Origin of the sequence: Sulfitobacter sp. M22, assembly GCF_021736025.1 — a bacterium.
GTDB classification, from domain to species: Bacteria; Pseudomonadota; Alphaproteobacteria; order Rhodobacterales; family Rhodobacteraceae; genus Sulfitobacter; species Sulfitobacter litoralis.
In genome coordinates, this window is the sequence record NZ_WMEC01000001.1 from 1,667,833 (window position 1) to 1,692,617 (window position 24,785).

Annotated in this window: 22 protein-coding genes; 10 read left to right on the forward strand and 12 right to left on the reverse strand. The window is 58.0% G+C overall.

Annotation, left to right across the window (positions count from 1 at the left end; all coding sequences use genetic code 11):
• Positions 1-58: 58 nt before the first annotated feature.
• Positions 59-859, reverse strand: a complete 801-nt coding sequence (locus GLP52_RS08295) for a hypothetical protein (protein ID WP_237273488.1) — start codon at positions 857-859, stop codon at positions 59-61.
• 1,567 nt (positions 860-2,426) lie between these two features.
• Entirely contained in the window at positions 2,427-3,302 is an 876-nt protein-coding gene (locus tag GLP52_RS08300) for a LysR family transcriptional regulator (RefSeq protein WP_237273489.1), read from the reverse strand.
• A gap of 75 nt (positions 3,303-3,377) precedes the next feature.
• Here GLP52_RS08300 and GLP52_RS08305 point away from each other — a divergent pair, with 75 nt between their 5' ends.
• Genes GLP52_RS08305 through GLP52_RS08320 form a run of 4 tightly spaced genes read left to right on the forward strand, consistent with a single transcriptional unit; the run spans position 3,378 to position 7,339 of the window.
• The gene (locus tag GLP52_RS08305; protein ID WP_237273490.1) at positions 3,378-4,424 is read left to right on the forward strand and encodes a four-carbon acid sugar kinase family protein; all 1,047 of its coding nucleotides are present in this window, start codon (positions 3,378-3,380) and stop codon (positions 4,422-4,424) included.
• A complete protein-coding gene (pdxA, locus tag GLP52_RS08310) occupies positions 4,421-5,419 on the forward strand; it encodes a 4-hydroxythreonine-4-phosphate dehydrogenase PdxA (protein WP_237273491.1) in 999 nt (332 codons plus the stop codon). Before GLP52_RS08305 ends, pdxA begins: the two co-directional genes overlap by 4 nt.
• On the forward strand, positions 5,419-6,477 hold the full coding sequence (locus GLP52_RS08315; protein WP_237273492.1) for a cupin domain-containing protein: 1,059 nt from the start codon (positions 5,419-5,421) through the stop codon (positions 6,475-6,477). Before pdxA ends, GLP52_RS08315 begins: the two co-directional genes overlap by 1 nt.
• 37 nt (positions 6,478-6,514) lie before the next feature.
• Positions 6,515-7,339 carry a cyclase family protein gene (locus GLP52_RS08320; protein ID WP_237273590.1) on the forward strand — a complete coding sequence of 275 codons (825 nt, stop codon included), beginning with the start codon at positions 6,515-6,517 and terminating at the stop codon, positions 7,337-7,339.
• Positions 7,340-7,427: 88 nt separating this feature from the next.
• Here GLP52_RS08320 and GLP52_RS08325 read toward each other — a convergent pair whose 3' ends face one another.
• Complete coding sequence (locus tag GLP52_RS08325) at positions 7,428-8,000, reverse strand: recombinase family protein (RefSeq protein WP_237273493.1); 573 nt, start codon at positions 7,998-8,000, stop codon at positions 7,428-7,430.
• A gap of 119 nt (positions 8,001-8,119) precedes the next feature.
• The gene (locus GLP52_RS08330; RefSeq protein WP_237273494.1) at positions 8,120-8,467 is read right to left on the reverse strand and encodes a TniQ family protein; all 348 of its coding nucleotides are present in this window, start codon (positions 8,465-8,467) and stop codon (positions 8,120-8,122) included.
• Between the two features lie 229 nt (positions 8,468-8,696).
• On the opposite strand from GLP52_RS08330, the gene GLP52_RS08335 reads away from it, so the two are divergent.
• Positions 8,697-9,029, forward strand: coding sequence for a hypothetical protein (locus tag GLP52_RS08335; protein ID WP_237273495.1), 333 nt, complete (start codon positions 8,697-8,699; stop codon positions 9,027-9,029).
• Between the two features lie 247 nt (positions 9,030-9,276).
• Here GLP52_RS08335 and GLP52_RS08340 read toward each other — a convergent pair whose 3' ends face one another.
• Positions 9,277-9,729, reverse strand: a complete 453-nt coding sequence (locus tag GLP52_RS08340; RefSeq protein ID WP_237273496.1) for a GNAT family N-acetyltransferase — start codon at positions 9,727-9,729, stop codon at positions 9,277-9,279.
• Between the two features lie 208 nt (positions 9,730-9,937).
• Between GLP52_RS08340 and GLP52_RS08345 the strand changes: the two genes are divergently transcribed.
• From GLP52_RS08345 to GLP52_RS08355, 3 genes are all read left to right on the forward strand, one after another.
• Positions 9,938-11,995: an ATP-dependent nuclease gene (locus GLP52_RS08345; protein ID WP_237273497.1), complete on the forward strand. Its 2,058-nt coding sequence runs from the start codon at positions 9,938-9,940 to the stop codon at positions 11,993-11,995.
• Positions 11,992-13,722 carry a UvrD-helicase domain-containing protein gene (locus tag GLP52_RS19600; RefSeq protein WP_237273498.1) on the forward strand — a complete coding sequence of 577 codons (1,731 nt, stop codon included), beginning with the start codon at positions 11,992-11,994 and terminating at the stop codon, positions 13,720-13,722. Before GLP52_RS08345 ends, GLP52_RS19600 begins: the two co-directional genes overlap by 4 nt.
• A 310-nt stretch (positions 13,723-14,032) precedes the next feature.
• Positions 14,033-15,628, forward strand: a complete 1,596-nt coding sequence (locus GLP52_RS08355; protein ID WP_237273499.1) for a hypothetical protein — start codon at positions 14,033-14,035, stop codon at positions 15,626-15,628.
• A gap of 350 nt (positions 15,629-15,978) precedes the next feature.
• Here GLP52_RS08355 and GLP52_RS08360 read toward each other — a convergent pair whose 3' ends face one another.
• From GLP52_RS08360 to GLP52_RS08375, 4 genes are all read right to left on the reverse strand, one after another.
• Positions 15,979-16,230 carry a hypothetical protein gene (locus GLP52_RS08360; protein ID WP_237273500.1) on the reverse strand — a complete coding sequence of 84 codons (252 nt, stop codon included), beginning with the start codon at positions 16,228-16,230 and terminating at the stop codon, positions 15,979-15,981.
• Between the two features lies 1 nt (position 16,231).
• The gene (locus GLP52_RS08365; RefSeq protein ID WP_237273501.1) at positions 16,232-16,684 is read right to left on the reverse strand and encodes a DUF6634 family protein; all 453 of its coding nucleotides are present in this window, start codon (positions 16,682-16,684) and stop codon (positions 16,232-16,234) included.
• Between the two features lie 80 nt (positions 16,685-16,764).
• Positions 16,765-17,814 carry an AAA family ATPase gene (locus GLP52_RS08370; protein ID WP_237273502.1) on the reverse strand — a complete coding sequence of 350 codons (1,050 nt, stop codon included), beginning with the start codon at positions 17,812-17,814 and terminating at the stop codon, positions 16,765-16,767.
• Between the two features lie 319 nt (positions 17,815-18,133).
• Positions 18,134-20,416, reverse strand: a complete 2,283-nt coding sequence (locus tag GLP52_RS08375) for an adenosylcobalamin-dependent ribonucleoside-diphosphate reductase (RefSeq protein ID WP_093734310.1) — start codon at positions 20,414-20,416, stop codon at positions 18,134-18,136.
• Between the two features lie 134 nt (positions 20,417-20,550).
• Here GLP52_RS08375 and GLP52_RS08380 point away from each other — a divergent pair, with 134 nt between their 5' ends.
• Positions 20,551-20,982 carry a DUF1489 family protein gene (locus GLP52_RS08380; RefSeq protein ID WP_093734336.1) on the forward strand — a complete coding sequence of 144 codons (432 nt, stop codon included), beginning with the start codon at positions 20,551-20,553 and terminating at the stop codon, positions 20,980-20,982.
• A gap of 135 nt (positions 20,983-21,117) precedes the next feature.
• On the opposite strand, the gene hisG is transcribed toward GLP52_RS08380, so the two are convergent.
• The 3 genes from hisG to hisS are packed head-to-tail and all read right to left on the reverse strand — an operon-like array spanning position 21,118 to position 24,391.
• On the reverse strand, positions 21,118-21,807 hold the full coding sequence (gene hisG / locus GLP52_RS08385) for an ATP phosphoribosyltransferase (protein WP_237272101.1): 690 nt from the start codon (positions 21,805-21,807) through the stop codon (positions 21,118-21,120).
• The gene (locus tag GLP52_RS08390; RefSeq protein WP_237272102.1) at positions 21,804-22,883 is read right to left on the reverse strand and encodes an ATP phosphoribosyltransferase regulatory subunit; all 1,080 of its coding nucleotides are present in this window, start codon (positions 22,881-22,883) and stop codon (positions 21,804-21,806) included. Before GLP52_RS08390 ends, hisG begins: the two co-directional genes overlap by 4 nt.
• A complete protein-coding gene (gene hisS, locus GLP52_RS08395; RefSeq protein ID WP_237272103.1) occupies positions 22,883-24,391 on the reverse strand; it encodes a histidine--tRNA ligase in 1,509 nt (502 codons plus the stop codon). Before hisS ends, GLP52_RS08390 begins: the two co-directional genes overlap by 1 nt.
• Before the next feature lie 170 nt (positions 24,392-24,561).
• Here hisS and GLP52_RS08400 point away from each other — a divergent pair, with 170 nt between their 5' ends.
• Complete coding sequence (locus tag GLP52_RS08400; protein WP_093734314.1) at positions 24,562-24,756, forward strand: SlyX family protein; 195 nt, start codon at positions 24,562-24,564, stop codon at positions 24,754-24,756.
• Positions 24,757-24,785 lie beyond the last annotated feature (29 nt).

A 24,785-nucleotide genomic window follows, 5' to 3' on the forward strand; every position in this document is an offset into this window, starting at 1 on the left:
TGCTGTTCCCGCGCGCGGCATTGCGCACGGGTGGCAAACTTGAATGTTTCGGTTAGGCCTAGACGACCGTCAGAGCCGGTTGCGGTTCCGCGACGAGCACAGGGCGATCCGGCAGATGCTGGATCAACTTCTCAACCCGGGCATTGACGATCACAGCGTCCGGCGAAATCCGTTCTTTCGCCTGAAGTCGTGCTTCACCTGTCCGAAGCAGACGGATCAGCGCCCGATACCCCCGTGCGCCCAGACCCACGGCCGAAGTAAGCTCGCGCAAGCTCAAGCCACCGCCGGCCGGCAAACTGCTGAGAGCGTGTTGAGCGGCATCGTCGGCGTCGATGTCCACGGCACGCACTGCAGCCATGACCTTCGCGTTGTACAGGTCGACCGGATCCAGATCGACTTCGGTGAGGATACGCACTTCATCCACGAAACCCGTCTCGTAGGCCCACCAGGTGACGGCCTGCATGTGCTCCTCGAAGCTTTTCTTCTTCGACGAATAGAGGCGGACTTCCGGTTTGACTGCGAAGGCAATGCGTTCCCCGGACACGAGAGTCACAATCACGTCGAAGATGTGCGTCTTCTGTTTTTTCCGATCCCACCCAAAGTGAAAGATCACCTGCTCCTGCATGCTGGCGACATTCCGGACGGAGTTCAGAATGTAGGAACTGTCGATTTCCAGATGGCTCTCGTGCTGCATCCGAACACCGGCCCCATCGCCAAGCACCGAGTGTGCCGTGCAGTGTGCGGAAGATGCAGCGGGAACATCGCGGACCGCTTGAGAGGGTGCCGGCAAGACGATGCCGGTAAGTTCATCAGGGAGTGCGTCAAGATGATGATGCACATCGCGAAAATGGTAGGACATGGTCTTCTATCTCCAAATCAGGTTGCACTCCCCGGTCGGTCGGAAAGTGTGCGACCCCATGGATCTGCCCCAGCACAAGCCCACTCGGGCTACATTGCGGTTGGCTGCGGGCAGACCTTTCCCGTGGCGACAAATGCGTCGCAGAAAAGAAGGTCGTCATGTTCTGGAAGCATCCGAGTCCTTGAAACCGCCCCGATTGGGTGATAGGTTTCTGAATGAAAGAGGTGGATCTCGGTCTTCCAAATTGAGAGAGCGGTCTGTTGGCGCAGATCGCTGTTTCGTTTCCTGCTACATCGTCAGTGCCTCCTCTGTTGCGGCGTTGGATATTTGGTAGCCACCGATTTTGCCTCCAGAAAGAATTTTTCTTTTGTCGACAATGGGTTAGCGTCAGGAATCACCCATCAGATTGCGAAAAGGAAACCCGCGGATCTTTTCTGCTTTCTCGCAGGCACATCATCTTGTGCGGATCCGCTCTCCCCACCCCGCAGATCACCGAGGCCTTGCGACTCCTGCTGACGTTTTCGCAAAGTGAAACGGGCTGAGATATAGGCTTCCCACGGGATATTCGGCAACAGAACCATGGTGATCACACCGCTGATTGCGTCGGTTTTCAGAGAATCACCACGCGATTTTCGAGGTGCGATTCCACGAGACGGGACTGCAGAATCCTGGGCAGGCAATTGGGGGATGGGTTCGACAGCCATCGATACACTCTCCATTCTCAAATCTCGGATGCCAACCGCAGGGGAAGCGATTGGGCGGGTTCACGTCATATGAACAGTATGAGCCGAGGCGAGATATGGATGCGTTGCTGTGTCATGACCCAAACATAGAAATTCCATCCACTCCTCGACAAGATTTCTCCCGGTCAGAAAACACAGGCCGCGGGCAAGGCGTGGCCCCAGCGCCACAATTTTGAAAAGACCGCATCAGCATGCTTGCGGCCTCTTGTCGAGATCAGGCATTGGTTTCCCTATCAGGGCAGATTTGCCGACCCGTGGGTGATAGGGAAGTTTCGTCACCAGCTCGCGATGCCCTTCGGCTCACGCCAAAAGCAGCCCGTGACCCCAGAATTTATTTCGTGTCGAAGCTTGAAAAGGCAAACGGCGCTTCCCAGAAGCGAACGATTCCTGCCCCCAGGATCAGCAAAGACTTCCCGCTATCATACGCAATCTCAGAGCCGAAATTTATCAGCCACCAGAGAGCCCAAGCTGAAAACCATGGGCAGCCTCCAGCTTCTCACATGCGTGCCCGGCGGGGATGTCACTTACAACAGCATCAGTTACAGCAGATGATGTGATCGTCACCGCACTGCACAACCAGCAGGGGGCCAGTCGCCCTCGGGGAGTCAGTTAGAACAACGGTTAGGTGCAGTGGTAGCAATTGTTGTCGTTTTTCACAAATAAGTTCAGCAGCCTGTCACAGACGGTTCAGTGAGCGGCCGCAGCATCGAAGAAGCCGTTCGTGCAGACCGCAGCGAACGGCTTGAAGGAACCCTCTTTTCTTACTTTCTGTATTGCAGCGAATGTCGGCTTTTCGGAATTATCGTTCTTGCGGCTCACTTTCGTCAAATGTCCCGTGACCTGTCCCGCAACCAGTCCAGAAGTAGCGAGGCATCCTTGCCAAGGGGTATTTGGGACGGGTGTAGAACACCGTACCTCGATCCGTCTGGGTCGAAACCGAATGGGGCAACCAAACGTTCGCGGTTGATATCATCTAGTGCAACGATGAGTGGAACAAGACCAACCCCAAGTCCGCTTGACGCTGCCTCAACCATCAAAAAATGATGATCAAACATGCGGCGCTCACGCGGGCGTGGCGCGTCAGGATGTAGACGAAGCCAATCATCCCAAGCGTCTGGCCGTGTGTTTGATCCAAGAGCGATGTAGTCGCCTTGATCAAAGCTTGAACGCATATCAGGCGACATTACAGGCCCGATGGTTTCATCAAAAAGCGGTACGACAGACCATCCACTAGCGATTTCAAAATCCAGACGCCGCAATGCCAATGCTGCCCGGTTTTGTTTTGAATCTACCGGCCCGCCGCCGACAGAAAGGTGAACGGCAATCTCTGGGTGCGCATCCTGAAATTGACTGAGGCGCGGTATGAGCCAACGCATCGCGACAGAGCGTTCGCAGGAAAGTAGAATGGCGGCTGGCTCTGTTACCTGTGCCTCGCGTATCGTTGCTATTGTGCGCGACAAATCATCAAAGCTCCGACGGCAAACGTCCGCGAGTTGATCACCAGCGGTGGTCAGACGTAACCCTCGCCCGCTTCGCTCGAATAACGGCGTTCCGATCATGTCTGCGAGCCGGTTGATACGACGGCTGATTGCCGCATGGGTCAGCGACAGCTCATCGGCTGCCCCGCGAACAGTTCCGCAGCGGGCTGTTGTCTCGAACGCACGTAAATCGTCGAGGTAAGGAATATCTGATCTCTTCATTGGTGATTATATATCACCGGTAATGGTGCGAAACCATTGCTATTCAGAATCTTTGTAATCGGCATAATCACCAATATGATTATGCATTATCCTCCCCGTGTCGGCATCCTGGCCGATGATCTGACGAGCGCCGCTGACGGTGCTGGCCCTTTCGTTGGTCGGGGGCTGTCCGCGCTAGTCGGACGGGCCTGCCTTCCAACAACGAACGCTAATGTTTTTGCAATCGACACACGTTCCCGATCATTAGGCGTAAAGGCAGCCGTTGAAGTGACCCAAAGGTTCACTGCTTCGATGAAGAGCGCTGAGATACTGTACAAAACTCTGGACTCCACACTTCGCGGTCATGTTCGTGCTGAAATTGACGCTGCCCTCAAAGTGAGCGGCCGGAAAAAACTGGTGTTTGCACCTGCTTTCCCTGAAGCAGGGCGAACCACGCGTAACGGTATTCAGTTGGTAGATGGCGTGCCAGTAGATCAAAGTCGCTATGCACGTGATCCGGTTCACCCCGCGACAACCTCGGTGTTGGCTGATTTTGTACCCTCTGATGCGCGCTCTGCCTTTCTTCTGGATGCAGAAACGCAAGATGATCTGGATACGCAAATTGCGGCAATTTCCAATCCACACGACGTTCTTTGGGTCGGATCGCCTGGGATGGCGCAGGCCTTGGCTGCGCGCATTTCCAGTGAACGCCCCCCTGTGGTTCCGACGACGTCGCGCAAGGTTTTGGTCGTGGTGGGAAGCGCAAACGCCGTAAGCCATGAACAGTGCGATTTAGTCGAAAAAGTTTTGGGCATTTCGGTTCTGCGAGCTCCTACCGCTCGGACACAGGATAGCCCAGGCACTCTACATAAACTGGTGCAAGCCGCGATCAGCGCATTGGAAACTGGGGATTTTGGCGCGGTTATCGCAACCGGCGGCGACACAATGGAAGCTATTCTCGATGGTCTCGGCATCCACTGTTTTACACTGAGTGGCGAAGTCGAGGCGGGTTTTCCGGTAGGGCTATCCAGTCACGGTGGTCGGCCACTCATTCTTGGCATGAAGGCGGGCGGGTTCGGAACAGCGGATACACTGGCTAATGCCGCCAAACACCTCACCAAATTCAAGGAACCTACTGCATGATTAAGCCCCCTCTTATCGTCACGATGGGCGACCCTTCCGGTATAGGGCCGGAAATTGTTGCCAAGGCACTTGCCCAAGGAAACGCTGGTGCTTGCGTTGTGGCAGGATCAGCCGCCGTGATGCGCGAAGCTATTTTGTCCCTTGGCCTTGATCTGAAAATTGAAGAATTATCAGAGATCGAACAGGCGACAGGTCGTAAAGACTGCATTGAGGTTTTGGAGACCGGTGGCGATGGTCCCTTTCCTGTTGGCGAAGTCTCACCAGCCAGTGGACGTGCAGCATACGATGCTATCGTGGCAGGGGTCAAACTTGCCAAAGACGGACGCGCCGCTGGCATTGTAACCGCACCAATTCATAAAGAAGCACTTTCCGCCGCCGGTCTCAAATTTCCCGGCCATACGGAAATGCTTGCTGAGTTTGGGGGTGCTGACCGCGTGGCGATGATGCTTGCCAATGAAGAGGTCCGCACCGTCCTTGTGACAATCCATTGCTCGCTTCGCGATGCAATCGAGCGAGCGGATTATGCAGCACAGATGTCCGCCATCAGACTGGCCCATGAAGGGTGTCGCGCACTTGGGATTAGAAAACCACGTGTAGCCGTTGCGGGCCTGAACCCGCATGCTGGGGAGGGCGGATTATTCGGGCGCGAAGAAATAGAAATTATCGCGCCCGCGATCAAGGCTGCGTGCGATGAAGGTATCGATGCGAGTGGCCCTTGGCCCGGAGACACGGTCTTCATGCAGGCCCGCCGTCACCGCTTTGATGTAGTCGTGGCACAATACCACGATCAGGGCCTCATTCCCGTAAAATATCTCGGCGTCGAAAAAGGCGTCAACATCACGCTTGGTCTGCCCTTCGTGCGGACATCGCCAGATCACGGCACTGCTTTTGATATCGCAGGCAAAGGCATCGCCGATGCCACCAGCCTGTCCACCGCAATCGACTATGCCCGCCGCCTTATCTCGACCAGCACCAAAAAGAAGGAAGCCGCCTGATGGGTCTACGCTTTATATTCATGCTCACCCGCAACGATCGCACTGTGGATGATGCCGCCAAACATCTTGAAACCGCACTGTCCCTCGGTGTGCGTCATATCGGGTTCAAAGATATCGGCTTACCTGTCGGTGATCTGAAAGCCCTGAATGCGACGATACAAGCCAGCGGGGCCACGTCGTACCTGGAAGTGGTGTCGCTTGATCGAGACAGCGAAGTCGTATCTGCCAAAGCCGCTGTTGATATTGGGATCAATATTTTGCTTGGCGGGACGCGCGTTGATGACGTTTTGCCCGTGTTGAAAGGCACAGGCATCGAATACTACCCATTCCCGGGCCGCATCGTTGGGCATCCGAGCGTTCTAGAAGGGTCGGTTGAGGAAATAGCCGCCAGCGCACGCGATCTCGCGTCACGGGACGGCGTGCATGGCCTTGACCTACTCGCTTATCGCTCGCCGCTGCCGGATATTCCCGGCTTGATCGCGGCTGTCTGCAAAGCGGCTGGCAAGCCTGTGATCGTCGCGGGGTCCATTGCGGATAAGGATCGTATCGCATTGGTGCGGCAGGCCGGAGCAACCGGGTTTACGATCGGAACCGCTGCGCTGGACGGCGAGTATCCGGCAAATGGCATAGAGTTGGAAACCCAACTGGCAGCCATTGTTCGCGATGTCGCCAATCTAAATGGGCACCTGTCACCTTTCGGGAAAAAGGGTCTCGATACCGCCTTTGCAAGTTTCACGGAAACGTGGTCACCGCGTATCGCGGGTCAGGTGAACGACATGCAGATCAAGCTCGCCAAATTCGAGGGCGATTTCACATGGCACTTTCACGAACGCGAGGACGAATTGTTCCTTGTCCATCGAGGGCGTCTGCTGATGCGTTTTCGTGACCGCGAGGAAGTTGTCGAAGAAGGGGAATTCATTGTTGTTCCGCACGGAGTGGAACACTGCCCTGTCGCCTTGACGGAAACCTGTGAAGTGGTTCTTTTGGAACCCGCGACAACCATCAATACCGGAACAGCCGAAGATGCCCGCAAGGTTGAGGATTTAGCGACTGTTTGAACGACAGAAAACGAAAACCAATCAAGGGAGAATGACGATGTGCCATGTCTGTATAACGGAAGGTGTTCGGGCGGATGTGACCCGCCGCGCAATGATGGCCGGAGCAGCGACAGCCGCCGCAAGCGGACTGGTACTTACGCCAAGTCGTGTCATGGCTCAAAGTGAAGATCCCGTCAGCTTCAACCGTGCGGTTGATCTGACACATCGTTTGACACCAGACTTTCCAACCTACTTCGGAACGCCCGCGTTCACCGCCGAAGATACGTTCACGTGGGACGAGAACAAAGTGAACTTGAAAACCCTGACGTACCCAGAACACGTCGGCACCCATTTTGATGCACCCATTCATTTTTCTGAAAACGGCGCCACGGTAGATGAAATAGCAGTGGAACACCTTGTTTGCCCTCTCGCGGTCATCGACGTGCGGGCGGCAGTGACAGAAGACACAGATTATCGGCTGACACCCGACGATATACGCCGATTTGAGGCAGAACATGGCGACATCCCACAAGGCGCATGTGTTGCGATGCTTTCGGGTTGGGCGGATCACGTCGCAACCGATCAATTCCGAGGTGCGGATACCGATGGAGCACTGCATTTCCCTGGCTTCCACGTTGAGGCTGCTGATTTCCTCATGCGCGAGCGTGAGGTGAAGGGGATTGGCGTGGATACGCTTTCACTGGATCACGGCCCCTCGACAGACTCTCCGGTACACTACGCTTGGCTTCCATCCGGGAGATGGGGCGTTGAATGTCTGGCCGGACTTGCTGGTTTGCCTGCACTAGGCGCAACACTTGTCGCCGGTGCACCGCGCTTTGCCGGAGGTACCGGAGGGCCGGGACGCGCTATCGCTCTGGTTTGACCAGCATCATGAGATAGAAAAAGGGTGTAGCGGACATTCGGCAATTTGCAAGTCGATGACTGTTTTGTCCGCGTAGCTGCCAGCGGACCTAATCCGGGTCGGCGTCCGCTTTGGTATTTCCTGTATCCAGCGCCCTGTATACGGTCATGCGCGAAACACCCAGGTCTCGGGCAATCTGGGCTTTGGACGTGCCAGCTGCAGCCAGTCTCTGAATTTCAGCGTCATCGACCTCCTTCTGCCGCCCCTTGTAGATCCCTTTACCCTTTGCGGCCTCAATCCCTGCGCGCTGGCGGTCGCGAATGAACTTTAGCTCCATGTCAGCGACCATGCCGAGGACAGTGATCACCATGCGCCCCATATCGCCTGCCGTCGTCACCTCGGGTTCAAGGATACGCAACGATGCGCCCTTCGCATCCAGCTCATGCACCAGATTCAGAACGTCTCGGGTTGACCGCCCAAGGCGGTCGAGGCGATGCACGACCAGTTCGTCACCTGCACGCAAAAACTCCAGGACGGTTGCCAGTTCGGTGCGGTTGTCGCGGGACGCACCGGAACCGGTCTCCGAACGAATGATCTCGCAGCCTGCATCTTTCAGCTTGGCTTTCTGGATTTCGAGGTCCTGACTTGTTGAGCTAACGCGAGCGTAACCGATCTTAGGCATGGAAAAATGTCACTTTAGGGTGGCTGAAAACCTGATACTGTCACTATGCCTGCCGCGCCACTCATTTGTGACATTTTCTGCTGTCACATTTATGCGTCTCTCAAGGGTGTGCCCAAATGTTACGATTTCGGCGGGAAAGCCCACTCATATCTTTGCCGACCCTCGGGCGTGGCTATCCATGCTTCGAGTTCCGCGTATAGGCGTGCGACATTGCGGCGACGGCGCGCCTCGAAACCGCGCAATTCATCTATTGGAATACCAAGGTCGAAAGCGAGGCGCTCCAAGACATCCTCTGTGGGTTGCGTGAAGGAACGGGCCTCTTCATCCGCATGCGCAATCTTGAGAGCATGATAGCAGAAGCTTTCGAAGGTGACCCCATAGAGACGAGCCAAACCTTGCACATACTGCCGCAAAGTCTCGATCTCCTTGGGGGGCGGGTGCAGCGGCCATGCGGGTTCTCCCGTCATGCCCGAAGTTCCCGTTCTATCATCTGTCGCCGGTAGGAGGGTGCCTGGAAAGGGCAGCCCAGCAGGTCTTCTCTCTCGATGCGCTCCCGTCCTTCCGCAAGGGCATGTGGACCTGTCATGGGACACCCTCTTAGCACGACTGACAACATTGACCTGGTCGCCAATACCAAGATTATCGCCGTGATGGCATTGGCGGCAAGGCTTGCCAGGGAGCAGCGACAGACAGCCCATGAGTGATCGCCCCACCTTTGATGACATCCGGCGCGACCAAGAGAGCTTCATCGGCCCTCCTGAGCCCCCAACGGGGGCAAAGATGCCACGGAAGCTGACCAAGACCGACGAAGTTAATGCGGACACCCTGGTTACTTTGTCGATTATCCGCAGAGCGCTCAGGGCTGGACAGCCTATCGATCCAAAGCACCTCCCTGAGAGGGTTGTCGAAATCCTTGAGGCGAATTGCGTGTGCTCGAAAATGCCTATGGCGGATGGTCGGCCGCATTACCAGATTGATGATGTCGTCAAGGCGTTGGACATTTACGGAGGTGAGACGACCGGTGAATAGCACTATGAACATGGGTAAGCAGAAAGTCGGCTGATGCTTCTGCGGTCATCGACTGGGCACACCCTACACGAAGAGCGGACAGCCGACCTTCGTTGCGTGTCGGTCGAATGACTGAAATGGAACCGCTTCCAACTGGTCCGGTGCGGGTGCGCGCTGGAGGGTGGAGCGTAAATCGCTACCCCTTCCACCACATCGTGCAACAGCTACCGGCACGCTGCCTACATGCGCGAAAGCGCAACGCAAAGTGCTATTGGCCGGTTGCTACACTCAATGCGGCCGCTTCGGGCGGCGAAATCACTTTCTGGTACACCCCGACATTGTTTCCGGTGTCGGGATATAGGAACAAAGCTGTACGCAAGAATCCGTTCTTCACAAACAAGCCCGTACTCTCTTTATTGTTGTCCCTAATGGTACACTGCAAGATGCGCGCTCTGTCTCGGATGGCCCGCGCGGTAGCTGAAGTGAGAAGCGCTTGCGCGATCCCCCGTCGGCAATACTCCTCGTGGACCGTGAGGTGATTGACCTCCGCCTGGTACCACTGGACCTTCTTTACTTCGACGCAGCCGACGACCTGATCATCTCGCACTTCGAAAAGGAACCGTGCGCGAGCACCGAGGATGTCCTTGGCATTGTAGTTTTTGACGAGTTGATTGCGCGTGTTGAGTAAGACCGCAATCTGTCCGGCGTAGTTCTGGTCCATGCTTATTCCCCCAGTGAGTGCGCCGACCCAGAGCCGGCTATCGAATCTGGTCGCGGGCATCGGGCACGCACCATTTCATGCCGTCCGGGAAACAAGACCGCTTAAGCAATGGAACCGATTTGCGGCTTCCATCAAGGTATGGCCGAACGCCCCTGTTTAGTCGTAGTCTATGCGACGACGGCATTAAAATAGCATTTTGGGGCAGCGAATGTATTTATCTTCAACAAAGCTGAAAAACTTCCGCTCCTTCGACGATTGTGAGATCGACTTTCAGCCAGACCTTACCGTGTTGGTGGGCGAGAACAACGGTGGGAAAAGCAATGCAATTGATGCGATCCGTCTCCTGACGCTCCCACTTGGCGGCCGCCGAGAGATTTATTGCGAACCAACGGATGTAAGGTTTGAGAGCGCTATCCCGCACTTCGAACTCGAAGCCCATTTTACGGGCCTGACGCCGGGCCAGCAAGGGCGGTTGATCAGCGCGGCTAAGGATACAACACTGACCGAAGCTTTATTCGGACTAAGATTTGATGGCAGCCGGACAGGTGCCCGCCCGACAATTTGGGCTGGCAAGGATGATAACGCGCCCGAACCAGGTTGCCAGGACATGGTCCGTCATGTCTATTTGCCACCGCTACGGGACGCAAAACGGGCACTGGCGTCCGGCAATCCCACGCGCATCATGGCGCTATTGAATCACTTTCTCGGCGAGACCACACCTGACGAACTGGCAAAACACCTCGCCCGTAGCCATTCACATGACGTCCTGAGGAGTGTGGACGGAGCCGTGGAGAGGGGGCTCGCTGAACTCACTGCCGGGGTTCGACGGCAGACCGCTTCGCTCGGCTTCGCATCCGACGAGTCCCTGATCGACATCGCACGGGATCTGCGCTTTAAACTTGCCGATCATGGCGTGGTGCCGGAGGATTTGCGCTACTCCGGACACGGTTACGCGAACCTCCTTTTCATAGCGATCATTGCGGTTGAACTTGAGAAAGTGCAATCGGCTGACCTTACGCTGTTTTTGGTGGAGGAGCCCGAAGCCCATCTGCACCCACAATTACAGGCCGCCGTGCTTGCTTTCTTGCGTGACCGAGCTGACGCCTCGCGCAAGCAGCAAATGACGAACACATATGGTCCTGCCGGCGAGCTACAAGTAATCGTGGCGACCCATTCCCCCAATCTGTCTGCGTGGGTCAGCAGCGACCGGCTGGTGGTCTTCAAATCCATCATCGCATCACCCGAGACCAAGACTGAAGACGCCAGTGCCTCCCAATCTCCAGCCTCCGTTTCCATTGTGACCGAAGATTCCCTCGCGCGAAGTGGCCCCGAAGAAAGTGTCGAGCCTACTGATGGCCTTGCGACGGCAGTCGCAGCCGCCGCTTCCCGCCGCTCCACTCGCTGCATCGCGCTTGCTCGGATGGAGCTTGATCCCATCGATCGCCGCAAGGTGGACAGGTATCTGGATGTCACCAAAGCCGCGCTATTATTCGGCGGCCGGGTCCTTCTGGTGGAAGGGATTGCCGAGGCGCTGTTATTGCCCGCGATCGCGGAGCACCACACCTTGAAATCCGACAAGGACAAACTCCGTCTCTTTCGTTCAGCCGTCTTCATCCCGATCGACGGCGTGGATTTCGGCCCCTACGCGACGTTGCTGCTGTCCGCTGTCAACGGCACGCGGATCGCGGACCGCGTCGTCATCATGACAGACGGCGACAAGGCGACCGGCGGAGACGGCGATGAAGATGATGCCGAGAATCTGGAGGGGGGCATTCCTGATCCAGATGCGGTGCAATTAAATGTGGAAGACACCGCTCTATCCAAGGATGACGTGGCGGATGGGATCAAGGGGGCGGAACCATTGACACCTGCTCACAAGGGAAAAGTCGCTCCGGCACCGGTGTCGGCGCTTCCGGGCGAGAAGCGGAAGGCGGCCCTGGAAAAGCTCGCCGAGGACTTGGATGCAACGGCGCATCTTGCAGTCCTTACCAGCACCTACTCGCTGGAGGCCGAACTGCTTGAGGCCGGGAACGGCAATATCCTTCGCAAGGCCTATCTGACTCTTCACCAAAGATCGCAGAAAAAGTGGGACGCCGTTGCAGCTCTGTCCGGCGATGAGCGTGCGCAAGCTGTCCATGATCTATTCAAGACGACCCGCAAGGGCGACTTCGCCCAAGTGCTTGCACGGTTGGTAGAAGATGGCGAAGACACCTTTGTGGTCCCAGACTACATGGCAGCTGCGATCCAAGCCGTGGTGGCGCCGTGACCGCACCTTATTGTCCAACCGGCCAACAGAAGACGGTCATCATTCACGATGGTTCGGCCTTTGTGACGGCGTGCCCGGGCGCTGGCAAGACGCGCACGCTGGTTGAACGTGCCCGGCATCTCGCCGACCGAACTGACGACAAGCGTGGGGTCGCTTTTCTGTCCTTCACCAACGCCGCGGTGGATGAGCTTCAGAGCCGCCTGGGCTTGTTCGGGCTGCTGACTTCACCGCTGTTTCCGAGCTTCATCGGTACATTTGACCGGTTCCTGTGGCAGTTCTTCATTGCCCCGTTCGGCATCCCTGGCTGCACGGTGTTGCCGCAATTGGTGGTCGACAAGAATAATTGGGAGGTTAAGCCACCTTTTGCGAAAGCGCATGCGCTGACCCTCGAGTGCTTCGACAGGAAGACAGGTGCGATCGATGCTGCTCGCGCTGGAGAACACGGGTTCGACACGACGGAGCGGAATCCCGCAGCTTGGGAAACATGCGCCCGCAGGATCATCCAAAGCGCACGGGCCAATGGGCTGGTCGATTTTGACGATGTACGGTCGTGCGTAGCCGAACGGCTTGGGGACACGAACTTTGCCGAGCGTGTTGGCAAGGCGCTCGCCGCCCGTTTTCGCGAAATCGTTGTCGATGAAGCGCAGGACTGCAATCCATCCGACCTTTCCGTGGTCCATTGGCTGCGCCGATCAGGGCTGTCTGTAAAAGTGATCTGCGATCCTCAACAGTCGATTTTTAAGTTCCGGGGCGGCATCACCAACGAGTTGCTCGACTTCGCAGCTACGTTCGATCCTTCAGAACGGCTCGTGATGAACGGGAATTTTAGGTCAACGGCAGCGATTTGCTCGGCCATCGTCGCGTTGCGTCCGCCGAGCGCACGGGTCGATAAAGACGAGGCCATCGGTAAGCACAAGGACGATGCAACGCCGATCCATCTGCTGTCCTATAGTGGGAACGGTGTCTCGACCGCGATTGGGGCAAAGTTTGCTGACCTAGTCCGTTCGCTGGACATTACGATTGGGCACGCACCGCTATTGGCATCAACGCTATCAAGCGCCTCGAAAGCGATCGGACAGCCCACCTTGGGCAAAACGAACGAAAAATCGCTGCTCCTGGCGCAGGCTGTGATGAACTATCATTTTTCCTTTACCTCCGGCGGTCGCCGGGAAGCACTGGCGTCCCTGCACAGGATAATCCTGTTCATACAGGGCCACATCGGGACGATGGGCGACTACCACGCCCATCTCGCCGAAAGCGGTATGATAGACGGGCGCTGGCGGCCAGATGTCATCGCCGTGGCGAACGAACTCAGATACGAGCCGGGAGAAACTCCCAGCCAATGGCTCGCCAAGGCTCGCCTATCTGTCGAAGCCGACATGGTTAGGGGCCTAAATGTCAATCAGCGTCTTCGATCGCATGCCAACCTCGCGACTGCTCTGGCGGCTGCACCAGTGGATGCGCCACCGCCACGCACAATTCACTCTGCAAAAGGGCTGGAATTCCCGGCGGTGTGTGTCGTGATGACGAGCCAGAAGGCTGGCAAAATACTCGATTACCTTGAGGGCGACACAACAAATGGCGCCGATGAAGATGCGCGGAAAATTTACGTCGCGGCGTCACGCGCCGAGCGGCTGCTGGTTATGGCAATCCCAAAGAACACAGCGTGTGGGATGCAGGCGCTCCTCACAAGTTTCGGTTGTGCAGTCGAATTCCATAAGATCTAGCGGGCGATCTCGGAAGGGACGGATCCGCCGGTCTCATCGCCAAAATACTCTTACTCACAACGTATTGGGATCCAACATACCCCCAGTTCCTCGTACATGACGGCATCGATCCTCTGACTGCTATGGAGAGCCCAGGAGTTTCTTTTAATTAAGTGTGAGTGGGCGAAGCGGACGTTGATGACAGGGCGTGTCTACTTCAGCTCAGGGCCGGCCAAGAACGGTGATTCAAAAGCTATTGTGACAGAGGTCAAAAAGTTGGCTTCGAAGAACGCCCTGTAAGTCATTGTTTTTTAACAACCCATCACACGACTTGAAAAACGACGGGCTGCAAGGTAGTTATATTAATAAATTAAGCAGTGTGACATGCCATATGACGACCGTTGCGCAGTACCTTTCCGAACATGGTCCCTCACGTTCCTCACGGATCGTTGAGGCACTTGTCGCATCTGGTTTATCCGCAGAGGCAGCGCGTCAGCGCGTATCGCGAGCCAAGCCGCCGATCCGCAGCTTTCCTGTTCCGCTCCTGCCTAAGCGCGAGGCGTTCCTTTATCTGGAGAAGGATCGTAACGGCGAACGGTTCTGGCAACATTTCCTGCGCGATCTCCGCGAAACCAATTCGATTACGGCGGCGGCTATCGACGGCGTGATCGCTCGGGGGGGCATAATTCCTGCCGAGCAATTCGCGGTTGTTAGCGGTGCGACGGTCAGGCCCAAGACCGGGCAAGTCCCGGCCGATACGGTCGCCAGCCGTCTCATAAAGTCCGACTTCCTCAAGGAATTCCACGACCCGGAATATGGCCGCTGTTTCCATACGGCTCCGAGCTTGGCCATGGGCACACCCGCTGCCATGCGGGCGCGGGACATTACGGAACGTGTCTTGCTGGATGGCCTGCGCGAATGGTGTCGAAAAATTGGCCTCGCGAGCTACAACGCTATCCGCATCCGGGGCGACGAAGATTTGAAGCCGATCGGGCCTTTTGCATTCGATCTTGCCGGGCCGAGCTATCTTCTACCGTTGCAGGGATCGGCAAGCAAACCGGGTTTCGTTGTGGCGGATGTTTTCGCCGAAGGCATTTTGACCGTCCATGAGATTCAGTTCTTCATCCGCAAAGCTCGCGTTCTCAAAGCCAGCTTCAAGGATATCGGCATTCTGCCGATCATCGTCGCGGAAGGCTTCACGGGCGAAACCATGACTGCAGGACATGCGGCAGGCGTTATGCTGGCAACCCCGAAAGACCTGTTCGGGAGGCGTGTCGGGGAGGCAATCGCCTCGCTCTGCGAAGTGCTCAAGAATGCCGCGAAATATGCATCATCGAGCCCCGAACGCCTCACCATGCTGTTGAACAACCTGTTCGATATCGAAGGGCGCAACAAGAACCTTCGGGGTGTCCTGTTCGAGATGGTAGCGGGCTATCTTGCCAGGCGCACAGCCATGACGATGGATATGGGCGTCACCGCCAAAGACCCGCACACCGGGAGAACAGCGGATATCGACGTTCAGACGATCACCAACCAGAACGCAGTTGTCACGGCCATTGAATGCAAAGGTAAGGAGCCGGGCGGTGTGTTGAGCCTGGCAGAGGTGGAGGAATGGCTCGCGAAGATTCCCACATTCCGCGCTCATTACGCTCACCACGGGTATTTACGTGAGGCAGAGCAGCGCTTCGAAATCTGGACGAGTGGCAGTATCGCACCTGATGCGCTCGCGAAGCTGAAAGAGGAGCAGATCCGCCGCGTGAAGGCGAAGATCGACTGGAAGGGCGGCGATGCCGTTCTGGCACTGGCGAGGGCGGGAAAAGAGAAGGCGCTTGCCGACGCTCTCAACCAGCACTTCTTCCGTCACCCGCTGGCCGAAGTCGCCAAGCACTTGGACGCCGACGAGGCTGCAGGTAAAGTATCGTCATGAATGGTTTCAGCGAAATCTAACCTGCCGGAGTTCCGAGACCCGGCGACTGGAGTCGTCCCGTTGAATGGCGAATTGGGCGCCGCGGAGTGACCTAGCGCGCAATTCAGGATCGCGGGCCTGCCCTTGGCTCGAGTGCTTTCGCCCTAGAACCCACGCGAACTGAAAATAGTCTCTTTATGCTGGCCGCGCTCATCAAGGCGACGGCAGCTTCCGAGACCGGCGGCAATGCGCCGTTATTCCTTTAGCCCCACGCCGCTGCACACGAGCCCTCAATTCAGCCGCAACCTCTCACATCACGAAACCGAAGGCTCGTCACACGCCGAATTGCGGCCGGTCCCTGTTGTGCAACGTCAATCCTCACTGCCATCTTCGGCCCCGCGTTTCCGCTCGAAAGACGTCCATACGAACTCGCCAGTCTTCTTGTTCCTATGGATCGCCACCCGGTCGCGCCTGAGTTTTCGAAATGGCATGTTCTCCTCCTGCAGTTCCCGCGGTGAAATCTCCCCACGTTCCAGCCGCTCCTCGTCGCGTTGCCGAGCTCGCGTTTTTTGCCGTTGCCGCTCTTCGAAATCGAAGCACTTGGGACCATCCTCGTCACGCATGTCATCCCTCCCCATTGTCGTTGAACACCATACGTTCTCGCCAGGCCCCCAACAGTTCATCAAGCAGCGACAAGTCATCCAGCGGCCGATACCCAGGCACGTCGCTCTGCACGAATCCGGCAGGTGCCTCGTCCACCCCGAGCCCCATGGCGATGGACCTCTCATAATCGGAGAATTGGCGACCAAGCACATACCACCGGGATGCCGTGCGTGCCCAACCCCGGTTGGCGTCAATCGCGACGAGCTGTGAGGTCGTGATCCAACCGCCCGCAAGTCTCGGGTGACCCGACACCATGCCCCAAAGGATTGGTGCGCCGTGGCGAGACACATGGGGACGCCAGTAGTTCAGCACAGGTGCCTCGGCGAGGTCAGTTTCGGAAGGGCCACCATCGGCGGCTTTGATGGCGGCACGTATCTTTTTGGCCCAGTGGGGCTGAGCAGGTTTCTTGTTCATGGCGAACTCCAAAATTGAAAAGGCATGATTGATGGACGACGGCGGTCGGGGAGGTCATTGCCATCCCCTCGCGACAATTCTCAGTGCAACACTGGGCGGTTCACTGCATGCTCGACGGCATCCAGCATCCGAACGACCGATCTCAGGCTGACATGGTGCGGGGTCCGGATGGCCTCGACGACCTCCTTGACCGCATCAACGGCATCCTGGGGAAGATCGCGACGCGCTCCTTCCTGGTCCGCAAAGCCGGTCAGATGTTCCTGTGTGAGGGCCGTCAATTCGGTGGGAGGGCAACGGCTCAGGAATGGCTCTGACAGTCCGCGGACGGTGTTGGCGGTGAGCACCCACGTGACCCAGGACATGTCGAAAGAAATGCGGAAGTACGGACATGGCCAGTGGCGCGCAGTAGACCTCTCGAGCAGCGGCAGCAGCCCCTCATCCAGAGAATAGCGCTGACCGCCAGTCGTCTGGACACCCCCAGCCTTCTCGATCTCGTCGATCACGATCACAGGATTGGCAATTTGAGACGCCATGATCCCGTCCAGAACCTTTCCCGGGCTCGCCGATCCCCAGCCCCGCTGAGACCCCGTCACAGCAAATGGCGCAGGCTCCCCTGTGGCTTCGATGATCGTCGTTGGCACGGAGAGCAGATCCCCAAGCAGGCGTGCCCAGTGGCTCTTCCCGATCCCTGGCGGGCCGACGAGGAGCATCGGCCTCAGACGGGGCGCAGGATCGCCTTTGCGGACCGAAGCCCGCATATCCTGCCAGAGACGATCGGTGGCAGGTGCCATCCACGGCATGGCGGTATGAATGGCGCTAGCGATCTCGTCGGCGCGGTGCTCGGTCTCGACCGGCATCAGCATTGCACCCTTCCGGAAGACCTCGAGCCGCGCACGATCTTTTCTGTCGAGGTGCGCCAACCCGGATTGGTTCGCGACCGTACGGAGATATTTTTGCGTCCGGCGCTCTATCCTTGCGCGGTCCTCTTCCGACAAGCCCAACTCATCGGGAGGATTCTCCATGTGCTCCCTGTACCGCCGCAGGAAACGTTTCAGGCGCGTATTGATCTCGAATTCAGACTGCAGGTTTTCGGGAGGGAACCTGACATCGGCAAACGGTATTCGGGGCATTGGATGTCCTCTCTGAGCGGGCGCGCCATTCGATTGGCGACCAACATTTGGCAGCGCGGGGCTGCCAGGGGTTTCAGTAAGAGGATCCGGATCCTTGAGAACGTTATGAGAACATGGCGCCGGCCGGGTCAACCTGGGTGCCAAGGAGACCGCCCGGAACGCAAGAATGCCGGACCTCTCGGACCGGCATTCTTCAGATCAAGCATTATCAAAGACTTAGCTTCCAGTGGTCATTTTATACCCAGCAAGAGTCCGTTTTTTAGGCCGGAATGTCCCTCAATTGCCCGCCGAAACATCAACAGATGTGCCTAACCTTAAATCACCCGCACTTGCTGTGACCGCAGCTGCCGCAGGTCATGCAGCCTTCGACCATGCGTAGGTCGTATTGGCCGCAGCTGCTGCAGGCTTTACCACGCGGAGCGTCAAGGCCGACGACCTTGGCTTGCGGGTCGGATTTCAGCCCCTGCCCTTCGCCGGCGATAAAACCGGTGGCGATCAGGTGTTGTTCTATCACGCCACCGATAGCGGCCAGCATCGACGGGATGTACTTGCCCCGCATCCAGGCCCCGCCGCGCGGGTCAAAGACGGCCTTCAGCTCTTCGACGACAAAGGACACATCGCCACCGCGCCGGAACACGGCGGAAATCATGCGTGTGAGCGCGACGGTCCAGGCAAAATGCTCCATGTTTTTTGAGTTGATGAACACTTCGAACGGACGACGGTGGCCCCCGATCACCACATCATTGATGGTGATGTAAAGCGCATGCTCGCTGTCGGGCCATTTGATCTTGTAAGTGGACCCTTCCAGCTCTTCGGGGCGGTCCAGCGGGTCAGACATATAGACGACTTCACCGCCTTCTTCCGACGTAGCCTGCGCCGCAATTTCACCGGGCGCTGTGTCCGCGCTTTCGGAGACTGACAGAACCGATCCGGTAACATCGTTGGGGCGGTAGGTCGTGCAGCCTTTGCAGCCTTGATCCCACGCCGCCATATAAACATCCTTGAACGCGTCAAAGCTGATGTCTTCGGGGCAGTTGATGGTTTTCGATATGCTGCTATCGACCCACTTCTGCGCCGCAGCCTGCATTTTGACGTGGTCCAACGGTGCCAGCGTTTGGGCATTGACGAAATAGTCGGGCAACGGCGTGTCACCTTTCAGATCGCGCCACATTTGCACAGCGTAATCGACGACCTCTTCCTCGGTGCGGCTGCCATCCTTTTGCAGAACCTTGCGTGTGTAGGCATAGGCAAAGACCGGTTCGATCCCCGAGCTGACATTGCCAGCATAAAGACTGATGGTGCCGGTGGGCGCGATAGAGGTCAAAAGCGCGTTGCGGATGCCGTTTTCAGCGATGGCGTCGCGTACATCATCGTCCATCTGCTGCATGGTGCCCGACGCCAGATAGGCGTCCGCCTCGAACAGCGGGAAGGCACCCTTTTCCTTCGCCAGATCGACCGATGCAAGATACGCAGCCCGCGCAATCGCCTTGAGCCAGGCTTCGGTCTGCTCTGCCGCTTCGTCCGAGCCATAGCGCAGCCCGACCATCAACAAGGCATCCGCCAGACCGGTGACGCCCAGACCGATACGACGCTTGGCTTTTGCTTCGGCCTGTTGTTCGTCGAGCGGGAATTTCGACACATCGACGACGTTATCCATCATGCGCACAGCAGTCGCGACCAGCTTGTTCAGTGCCTCGACGTCCAGCTGAGGGTTGTCGCCAAACGGATCGGACACCATCCGCGCCATGTTGATCGACCCCAGCAGGCACGCGCCATAGGGCGGCAAAGGCTGCTCGCCACAGGGGTTGGTGGCGGCGATGGTTTCGCAATAGCTCAGGTTGTTGGCTTCGTTGATGCGGTCGATAAAAATCACACCGGGTTCGGCGAACTCATAGGTCGCCTTCATAATCCGGTTCCACAGATCACGCGCCTGAACGGTGCGGTACACTTTGCCGTTGAACAGCAGATCCCAGCTGGCATCTGCCTTGACCGCATCCATGAAGGGGTCGGTGATCAGCACGGACATGTTGAACATCCGCAGCCGCGCGGGGTCGGATTTTGCGGAGATGAAATCTTCGACATCGGGGTGGTCGCAGCGCATCGTGGCCATCATCGCGCCGCGGCGCGACCCGGCGGACATGATTGTCCGACACATCGCATCCCAGACATCCATAAAGCTCAGCGGGCCAGAGGCGTCAGCGGAGACCCCCAGCACATCCGCGCCACGGGGCCGGATAGTGGAAAAGTCATAGCCGATCCCGCCGCCCTGCTGCATGGTCACGGCGGCTTCTTTAAGCATATCAAAGATGCCGGCCATGCTGTCAGGCACGGTGCCCATGACGAAACAGTTGAACAATGTCACACGGCGCGCAGTACCTGCCCCGGCAGTGATCCGTCCAGCGGGAAGAAATTTGAAATCCTCCAGCGCTTCGTAAAATGCCTCTTCCCATATTTCAGGTGCATCTTCGATCTGCGCGAGATCGCGGGCAATGCGCCGCCAGCTGTCTTCGACCGTTACATCGCGCGGCGTGCCATCCGCATCTTTAAAACGGTATTTCATGTCCCAAATCTGTTCGGCGATGGGGGCGGCAAATCGTGACATATTCGATTCCTTGAGGGCTGTTTGGGAAGGTGTTCACCATACCCCAAATCAAAGCGCAAGCACAACAGGTTGAAGCCGACGCACTAACGTCTACATTATGTCGTGTCCGGAGCATGCGGATGCAGGAGGATTCTGTGAAAAATCATATTAATCTCATCAAGTTGTCGGTAGGCACTGAAACCGTCGATGATCTAGCTGCATGGCAGGAAAAAAAACAGGCGCGGACCAGCGACGGTTTTCCCCGTCACGTGACTCGCATGTGGCCCAAGCGCGAACCCGAAATTCTGAACGGCGGGTCAATTTTCTGGGTGATCAAAGGCGTCATCCAGTGCCGCCAGAAAATCCTGCGTCTGGAAGAGGCTTCGGGCGCGGACGGCGTACGGCGTTGCGCGATTGTACTTGATCCCAAGATTATCCGCGTTCAGGGCAGTCTCAAACGACCATTTCAAGGCTGGCGATACCTTGCCCCTGAAGATGCGCCCGCCGACCTGCCAGAGGGCCGCGAACATGAAGAGCCCCTGCCCACAGAACTGAACCGCGCCCTGGCCGAGATCGGCGTGCTCTAGCAGCAGCCCCTGAGCCCGCAGCCCCCGCGGGATTTGAGTTTATTTTGCAAAATGAAGCAGGGCTGCGCGTGCCGCTTCATTTTGCCCTTAAACTCCCGCCGGAGGCGCATCTGCAAGATGCCGCGCGTCAGCGCGTCAGGACAGCCCCGCCAGCAGGGCGGTCATCGTGGCGCGATCGGCGTCATCCATATCCGCCATCCGGCTTCGCCACAGCGTCGCCTGTGACCGCAGGATCAGCCCGTCAGACAAGATCTTGAGGTGATTGGCGCGCAACGTCTCCCCGCTCGAGGTGATGTCGGCAATCGCCTCTGCGGTTTCATTCTTGATCGTGCCTTCGGTCGCCCCCTGGCTGTCGACCAGCGCATAATCCGCGACACCGGTGCTGCGTAGGAATTCCCGCACCAGCCGGTGGTACTTCGTCGCGATGCGCAGGCGAAACCCGTGTTTGTCGCGGAACGCCGAGGCAGCGGCATCCAGATCGTCGAGCGTATCGACATCGACCCAAGCTTGCGGCACCGCGATGATCAGGTCCGCATGGCCAAAGGCGAGCTCTTCCACCGGTGCGACAAGCTGATCCCACAACGCCAGTTTCTCTTGCACAAGATCTGTGCCAGTGACGCCCAGATGGATGCGCCCTGCGGCCAGTTCGCGGGGAATTTCACCCGCAGACAGCAAGATCAGCGACACGCCGTCTATCCCTTCGACAGCACCCGCGTACTCACGTTCGGATCCCGTGCGCTGCAAGGTGATCCCCCGTACCGCAAACCATTCAAAGGTTTTCTCCATCAGACGCCCTTTGGAGGGCACACCGAGTTTGATCGTCATTGACCTGCCTCCAGTTCCAGCATCAGCCCGGGGCGCATCACGCCGCCGACCGCGGGGATTTCACCGCCCTGCCCCAAACGCCGGGTCAGCGCGTCATAGCGTCCGCCTGTGGCAATGGTGGGCAGGTCGGGCCGTGTCGCTGCGCGGAAGCCAAAGACGAACCCGTCATAATATTCCATTGATACGCGGCCAAAGCTGGCTTCGAACATCAGGTTCTCGGTATCGACACCGCGTGCGGCAAGCGCCTTTTCCCGTGCCGCGACACGGTCCACCGCGTCAGAGATGGCGGGCATATCAACGGCAAGGTCATGTAACTGACTGATCGCATTGGGCATGGTTTCACGCACATCCAGCAGCGCCAGCAGCAAGGAAACCTGTGTGCGCGACAGCGCCGGTTCGGCGGCGTCGGCACGCAGGGCCGCGATGCGGGTTTCGATCTCGTCCAAACTGCGCAGTCCGATCAGCGGCGCGGTGATCGCACCATCATTGGCCAGCAAAGCGGCACGCGATGCAGGCATCGGCGTTTTACCGGCATAGCGGTCAAGCAGCGCACGGAACCGGCGGGGCCGCCAGATGTGCCGCATCAACGCCGCCTTGCGCGACGCCGATGTATCGAGCCCCGCAACCGCTGCCATCAGGATGCCGATATCCCCCGTCACCGCCGTGACCGGCAGACCGTCCAACGCGCCATGGATCAGGGCAAAGACTTCGGCATCGGCTGCCGCGGGATCGCCGCGGTCGAAGACTTCGTAGCCCGCCTGAATATATTCATTGGCGCGGTTGGGGTCACGTTCCTGACGGCGGAACACTTCGCCTGCGTAGGTATAGCGTGCCGGGTCCGCACCATGGGCCATATGCATCTGCACCACAGGCAAGGTATAATCGGGGCGCAGCATCTGTTCGCCCCGCATCGCGTCCGACGTCACGTATGCACGCGCGCGAATGTCTTCGCCATAGAGATCGAGCAGGGTTTCGGCAGGCTGCAAGATCGGCGGCTCAACCACCGCTGCCCCCTGCGCCTCGAACAAGGCGCGCAGGCTCGCGGCCTTGGCAAGGATTTCGGATCGGGTCGCCATCAGCGGTTCAGCTCCAGTATTTCACGCACTTTGGCGACAAGGTCACCACGCGCCACTTCGTATTGGCTCGGGCGGTCTTTCCATTCCTCGAGCGTTGCGCTTTCAGCAATTTTCGCGCCCAGGATAAGGTCCTTGATCTGGATCATGCCCTTGTCAAATTCGTCGCCCCCCGCGATCACTGCCACCGGGCTGGCGCGACGGTCCGCGTATTTCAGCTGGTTACCAAAGTTTTTGGGGTTGCCCAGATAGACCTCGGCGCGGATGCCGGCCTGACGCAATTCGGCGACCATCGCCTGATAATCGGACATGCGCGCCTTATCCATCACGGTAACCACCACGGGCCCTTCGGCCTGCGCTGACATCCGGCCTTTGGCCTGCAAGGCCGCCAGTAGACGGTCGACGCCGATAGACACACCCGTTGCAGGGACTTCCTGTCCGGTAAAACGTTTGACCAGATCGTCATAACGCCCCCCGCCCGCGACAGAGCCAAAGTTGCGCACGCGCCCTTTGTCATCCTTGATCTCGAAGCTGAGTTCCGCCTCGAAAACCGGACCGGTGTAATAGCCAAGACCCCGCACGACCGAGGGGTCGATCTCTACGCGGTCAGAGCCATAGCCGCCGGCTGCCATCAGATCCGCGATGGTTTCCAGTTCGTCCACGCCCTGCGCGCCTGTCTCGGAACCCGCGACCAGTTCACGCAGCCGCGCGACGGTTTCTGCACCGCTGACGCGTTTAGCTTGCATAAAGCCCATGACCACGTCGGCCTGAGCATCGCTCAGTCCTGCCCCATCGGTAAAGTCGCCGCTGTCATCCTTGCGGCCCGCGCCCAGCAATGCGCGCACCCCGTCCAGCCCCAGCCGGTCGAGCTTATCAATCGCACGCAGCACGATGCCGCGCTCGTGGGCAAAATTGTCGGGGTTGGCAGGGTCGAGCACGCCTGCGACCTCCATCACACCGTTGAGCACTTTGCGGTTGTTCACCCGTACGATGTAGTCGCCGCGGTCGATCCCGACTTCTTCCAGACAATCGGCCAGCATCGCGCAGATCTCTGCATCCGCCGCAACCGACGGCGCGCCGACAGTATCGGCATCGCATTGATAGAACTGACGGAACCGGCCCGGACCCGGCTTTTCGTTGCGCCAGACCGGTCCCATCGCATAGCGGCGATAGGGCGTGGGCAGATCATTGCGGTGTTGGGCATAGACCCGCGCCAGCGGTGCAGTCAGGTCATAGCGCAGGGCCAGCCAGTCGCCGGGCTTGTCAGCCTCGGCATCCTCTTGCCACGCAAACACACCTTCGTTGGGGCGGTCCACATCGGGAAGAAACTTGCCCAAAGCCTGCACCGTTTCTACGCCAGAGCTTTCCAAAGCGTCAAACCCGTAGCGATGATAGACCTGCGCAATCTTGTGCAGCATCTCGGCGCGCTGCGTGACTTCTGCACCGAAATAATCACGAAATCCCTTTGGCGTTTCGGCCTTGGGGCGGGGAGTCTTTTTTGGCTTGGCCATTGGATCACATCCTGTGGGCTAAATATCGCGCTTCGCGTCTAGCCCAACCCCCCGCTAAGGGCAAGCGACGCGGCCCCGCGCTGTGCAGACCTGCGCACGCACCCCCCCTTATCTAACGCAGCGTAACCTGTTAGGAGAGCGGCAAATGCGCAAGCTGCGAAGGTGCCCTCATGGATAAGCTCGAAGAACAAATGGCCCATCTGATCCGCACGGTGGATGACCTGTCCGATGTCGTTGCCCGTCAGGAGACAGAGATCGCAATGCTAACGCGGCGGGTCCATATGCTGATGCAGCGCGAAGGTGAACGCGAGGCGTCAGGCTCCGAAGGCGTCGTTATTGGGAATGAACGCCCGCCGCACTACTGATCTGGGGCTACTGGCGGCGCAAGACAGCT

Bases quoted from the DNA above. Each gene is read 5' to 3' on its own strand.
- GLP52_RS08305 (WP_237273490.1), top strand. From the start codon at position 3,378: ATGATTATGCATTATCCTCCCCGTGTCGGCATCCTGGCCGATGATCTG.
- GLP52_RS08370 (WP_237273502.1), bottom strand. From the start codon at position 17,814: ATGCCCCGAATACCGTTTGCCGATGTCAGGTTCCCTCCCGAAAACCTG.
- pdxA (WP_237273491.1), top strand. From the start codon at position 4,421: ATGATTAAGCCCCCTCTTATCGTCACGATGGGCGACCCTTCCGGTATA.
- GLP52_RS08375 (WP_093734310.1), bottom strand. From the start codon at position 20,416: ATGTCACGATTTGCCGCCCCCATCGCCGAACAGATTTGGGACATGAAA.
- GLP52_RS08400 (WP_093734314.1), top strand. From the start codon at position 24,562: ATGGATAAGCTCGAAGAACAAATGGCCCATCTGATCCGCACGGTGGAT.
- hisS (WP_237272103.1), bottom strand. From the start codon at position 24,391: ATGGCCAAGCCAAAAAAGACTCCCCGCCCCAAGGCCGAAACGCCAAAG.
- GLP52_RS08345 (WP_237273497.1), top strand. From the start codon at position 9,938: ATGTATTTATCTTCAACAAAGCTGAAAAACTTCCGCTCCTTCGACGAT.
- GLP52_RS08325 (WP_237273493.1), bottom strand. From the start codon at position 8,000: ATGCCTAAGATCGGTTACGCTCGCGTTAGCTCAACAAGTCAGGACCTC.
- GLP52_RS08365 (WP_237273501.1), bottom strand. From the start codon at position 16,684: ATGAACAAGAAACCTGCTCAGCCCCACTGGGCCAAAAAGATACGTGCC.
- GLP52_RS08360 (WP_237273500.1), bottom strand. From the start codon at position 16,230: ATGCGTGACGAGGATGGTCCCAAGTGCTTCGATTTCGAAGAGCGGCAA.
- GLP52_RS08340 (WP_237273496.1), bottom strand. From the start codon at position 9,729: ATGGACCAGAACTACGCCGGACAGATTGCGGTCTTACTCAACACGCGC.
- GLP52_RS08335 (WP_237273495.1), top strand. From the start codon at position 8,697: ATGAGTGATCGCCCCACCTTTGATGACATCCGGCGCGACCAAGAGAGC.
- GLP52_RS08330 (WP_237273494.1), bottom strand. From the start codon at position 8,467: ATGACGGGAGAACCCGCATGGCCGCTGCACCCGCCCCCCAAGGAGATC.
- GLP52_RS08320 (WP_237273590.1), top strand. From the start codon at position 6,515: ATGTGCCATGTCTGTATAACGGAAGGTGTTCGGGCGGATGTGACCCGC.
- GLP52_RS08390 (WP_237272102.1), bottom strand. From the start codon at position 22,883: ATGGCGACCCGATCCGAAATCCTTGCCAAGGCCGCGAGCCTGCGCGCC.
- GLP52_RS08315 (WP_237273492.1), top strand. From the start codon at position 5,419: ATGGGTCTACGCTTTATATTCATGCTCACCCGCAACGATCGCACTGTG.
- GLP52_RS08300 (WP_237273489.1), bottom strand. From the start codon at position 3,302: ATGAAGAGATCAGATATTCCTTACCTCGACGATTTACGTGCGTTCGAG.
- GLP52_RS08295 (WP_237273488.1), bottom strand. From the start codon at position 859: ATGTCCTACCATTTTCGCGATGTGCATCATCATCTTGACGCACTCCCT.
- hisG (WP_237272101.1), bottom strand. From the start codon at position 21,807: ATGACGATCAAACTCGGTGTGCCCTCCAAAGGGCGTCTGATGGAGAAA.